Genomic DNA, 3201 nt, shown 5'->3' with positions numbered 1-3201 from the left:
TGACAGCAGGCTCATAAGACGCCCCAGCGTCGCCATAGTGCGTTCACCGAATACGTGCGCAACAACCGTCTTCCGGAGCCTGTCATACGCGTAAAACAGCCAGCGCTGGCGCGATTTAGTCCCGACATAGCCCCACTGTTCGTCCATTTCCGCGCAGACGATGACGTCACTGCCCGGCTGTATGCGCGAGGTTACCGACTGCGGCCTGAGTTTTTTAAGTGACGTAAAATCGTGTTGAGGCCAACGCCCATAATGCGGGCAGTTGCCCGGCATCCAACGCCATTCATGGCCATATCAATGATTTTCTGGTGCGTACCGGGTTGAGAAGCAGTGTAAGTGAACTGCAGTTGCCATGTTTTACGGCAGTGAGAGCAGAGATAGCGCTGATGTCCGGCAGTGCTTTTGCCGTTACGCACCACCCCGTCAGTAGCTGAACAGGAGGGACAGCTGATAGAAACAGAAGCCACTGGAGCACCTCAAAAACACCATCATACACTAAATCAGTAAGTTGGCAGCATCACCCATGGTGGGTAGTTTGGAGAACGGAAATTTTTGTACGTTAAAAGGATCTTCTTGAGATCCGTCATTTGTCGTCGTAGTCTCTTCTCCAAGAAACGAAAAAACCACCTGGGGAGGTGGTTTGATCGAAGGTTAGGTCAGTTGGGGAACTGCTTAACCAGGTAACTGTCTTGTGCGAGACGAGTCACCAAAACTGTCCTTCCAGTGTAGCCGTTCTCAGGCTCCCACTTCAAGAACTCCAGATAAATCTCTCGCACATCTCAGTTACCAATGGCTGCTGCCAGTGGCGTTTTTTCGTACCTTTCCGGGTTGGACTCAAGACGATAGTTACCGGATAAGGCGCAGCGGTCGGACTGAACGGGGGGTTCGTGCATACAGTCCAGCTTGGAGCGAACTGCCTACCCGGAACTGAGTGTCAGGCGTGGAATGAGACAAACGCGGCCATAACAGCGGAATGACACCGGTAAACCGAAAGGCAGGAACAGGAGAGCGCACGAGGGAGCCACCAGGGGGAAACGCCTGGTATCTTTATAGTCCTGTCGGGTTTCGCCACCACTGATTTGAGCGTCAGATTCTGTGATGCTTGTCAGGGGGGCGGAGCCTATGGAAAAACGGCTTCGCCGCGGCGTTATGGTTTTCCTGTTACGTTCCTTCTTGGCATCTACTAGGAAATTTCCGCCCTGTTTGTAAGCCCGCACCGCTCGCCGCAGCCGAACGACCGAGCGCAGCGAGTCAGTGAGCGAGGAAGCGGCATATCTCCGGTATCGCATACTCTGCTTACGCGCCGTTGCTGCCTTTTTCCTCCTGTCACACGAATCACTTCTCTGACACACTCATCCGTGCCGACATAGTAAGTCAGTATACACTCCGCTAGCGCTACGTGACTGGTTCAGGGCTGCGCCCCGACATCCGCTAACACCCCCTCAGCTACTGGATATCACCCTATGCCATCTGAATATGATGAACAACGGGATTCGACTGATACGCAGCTTCCCGGCGAATATGACCTTTTTGATTTAATGGCGAAGGTTACTGAAGAGAACCTGCATGCCCCTGTGGATTCTGGGCCGCCTGTCGGTCGGGAAGCGTTATAGCTTTTTTCGCTTGCCCGCGTACGTGGTAATACGCCGGTATTACATCTTATTTCTTTATTTTCATGTGATTACAGATGATTTTAATACTTGCGTATTACCGTAATAAACGGTGCATCCCATTTTTTTTATGTAATTCATGCAGTTGCGATGAAAATCGCGGCTGCGTTAGGTGTATGACCATTTTGAGGTTGAAAAATAATCAACCATGGCGGGTGATTTACGCAGGTTAAGGGGAGATCGTGACAAAAAAAGCGTTCCTCACTGTATCGTTCATGCCTGCATGAACGGGTTATTCTTCCTGACTACAGAATTACATCGCTCCTTCAGTTCATACATCACTTTTACAACACTTTTACATCGTCTTTACATCATTCCTTCAGCACATACGTCACTTTTACGTCAGTTCCATCCTCTGTGCCATTTGTACATCACCCCCTTCCTGAACGTGCTGACAGCGGGTTTTCCGGCTGCGCCGGCAACGCCTCACAGCCACGCAATAAATTGCGTCCCCGTTCACCGTTTTCGGGTGAGAAGAACGTCGGAAACAGGACTTACCCCGGCTGAATGCCGTGAATTTCCGCACTATGCACTTTCGCGCATACTCATGCATGCCGTAAAAACAGAGCCTGCGCGTTTCTGGCGGGTTTTCGGGTGGTTTGTTGCCTGTTTTACCGGTTTTCCGTCAGAAACGCCCTGAGGGCCTCTGAGGCGGTGCGCGCAATGAGACGTTATGGTAAATATCTATTGGTCTCAATTCTGAGGAGGGGTAAGAGTGAGGAAGAAAAAGCGGGATCTTATCGCTGGTAAGATTGTGACTAAAGTTGAAAGCCCAGCAAAAAATAAAAAGAAAGAAAAGGTCACTCTTTCCAGCCTTCGCGGGAGGAAGGTGTCCGGTTCTCTTAAGTGTGATAGGTGCAAGGTAGTTCATTTAGAGAACTGGATTTATACATATACGAATGGAACACAAAAGCGATTATGTCGATTCTGTAAGGGCGCTGTTCTGGATAAGGCTAAGGGTATTAAGAGGGACTTATTAGACTATTGCGTAGGTGGGTCTGTATTTGGGGGGAAGCGCAGATGATTTATAAAATAGGGTAACGACTCCAACTTATTGATAGTGTTTTATGTTCAGATAATGCCCGATGACTTTGTCATGCAGCTCCACCGATTTTGAGAACGACAGCGACTTCCGTCCCAGCCGTGCCAGGTGCTGCCTCAGATTCAGGTTATGCCGCTCAATTCGCTGCGTATATCGCTTGCTGATTACGTGCAGCTTTCCCTTCAGGCGGGATTCATACAGCGGCCAGCCATCCGTCATCCATATCACCACGTCAAAGGGTGACAGCAGGCTCATAAGACGCCCCAGCGTCGCCATAGTGCGTTCACCGAATACGTGCGCAACAACCGTCTTCCGGAGCCTGTCATACGCGTAAAACAGCCAGCGCTGGCGCGATTTAGTCCCGACATAGCCCCACTGTTCGTCCATTTCCGCGCAGACGATGACGTCACTGCCCGGCTGTATGCGCGAGGTTACCGACTGCGGCCTGAGTTTTTTAAGTGACGTAAAATCGTGTTGAGGCCAACGCCC

At 50.7% G+C, this 3201-nt stretch carries 2 protein-coding genes and 2 pseudogenes; 1 reads left to right on the top strand and 3 read right to left on the bottom strand.

Annotated features, from left to right (window positions below; translation table 11 throughout):
• Positions 1-467: pseudogene (locus K0778_RS25345) on the bottom strand (IS1-like element IS1A family transposase); the annotation flags it as partial.
• Between the two features lie 312 nt (positions 468-779).
• On the bottom strand, positions 780-893 hold the full coding sequence (locus K0778_RS25340) for a replication initiation protein (RefSeq protein WP_072153581.1): 114 nt from the start codon (positions 891-893) through the stop codon (positions 780-782).
• A gap of 570 nt (positions 894-1463) precedes the next feature.
• On the opposite strand from K0778_RS25340, the gene K0778_RS25335 reads away from it, so the two are divergent.
• Complete coding sequence (locus K0778_RS25335) at positions 1464-1613, top strand: hypothetical protein (RefSeq protein ID WP_162854494.1); 150 nt, start codon at positions 1464-1466, stop codon at positions 1611-1613.
• A gap of 1108 nt (positions 1614-2721) precedes the next feature.
• On the opposite strand, the pseudogene K0778_RS25330 reads toward K0778_RS25335, so the two are convergent.
• Positions 2722-3201, bottom strand: a pseudogene (locus K0778_RS25330) (IS1-like element IS1B family transposase); the annotation flags it as partial.

Source organism: Escherichia sp. XD33 (assembly GCF_019375075.1).
GTDB classification, from domain to species: domain Bacteria; phylum Pseudomonadota; class Gammaproteobacteria; order Enterobacterales; family Enterobacteriaceae; genus Enterobacter; species Enterobacter flexneri_A.
This window is presented reverse-complemented; position numbering and strand designations above follow the sequence as displayed.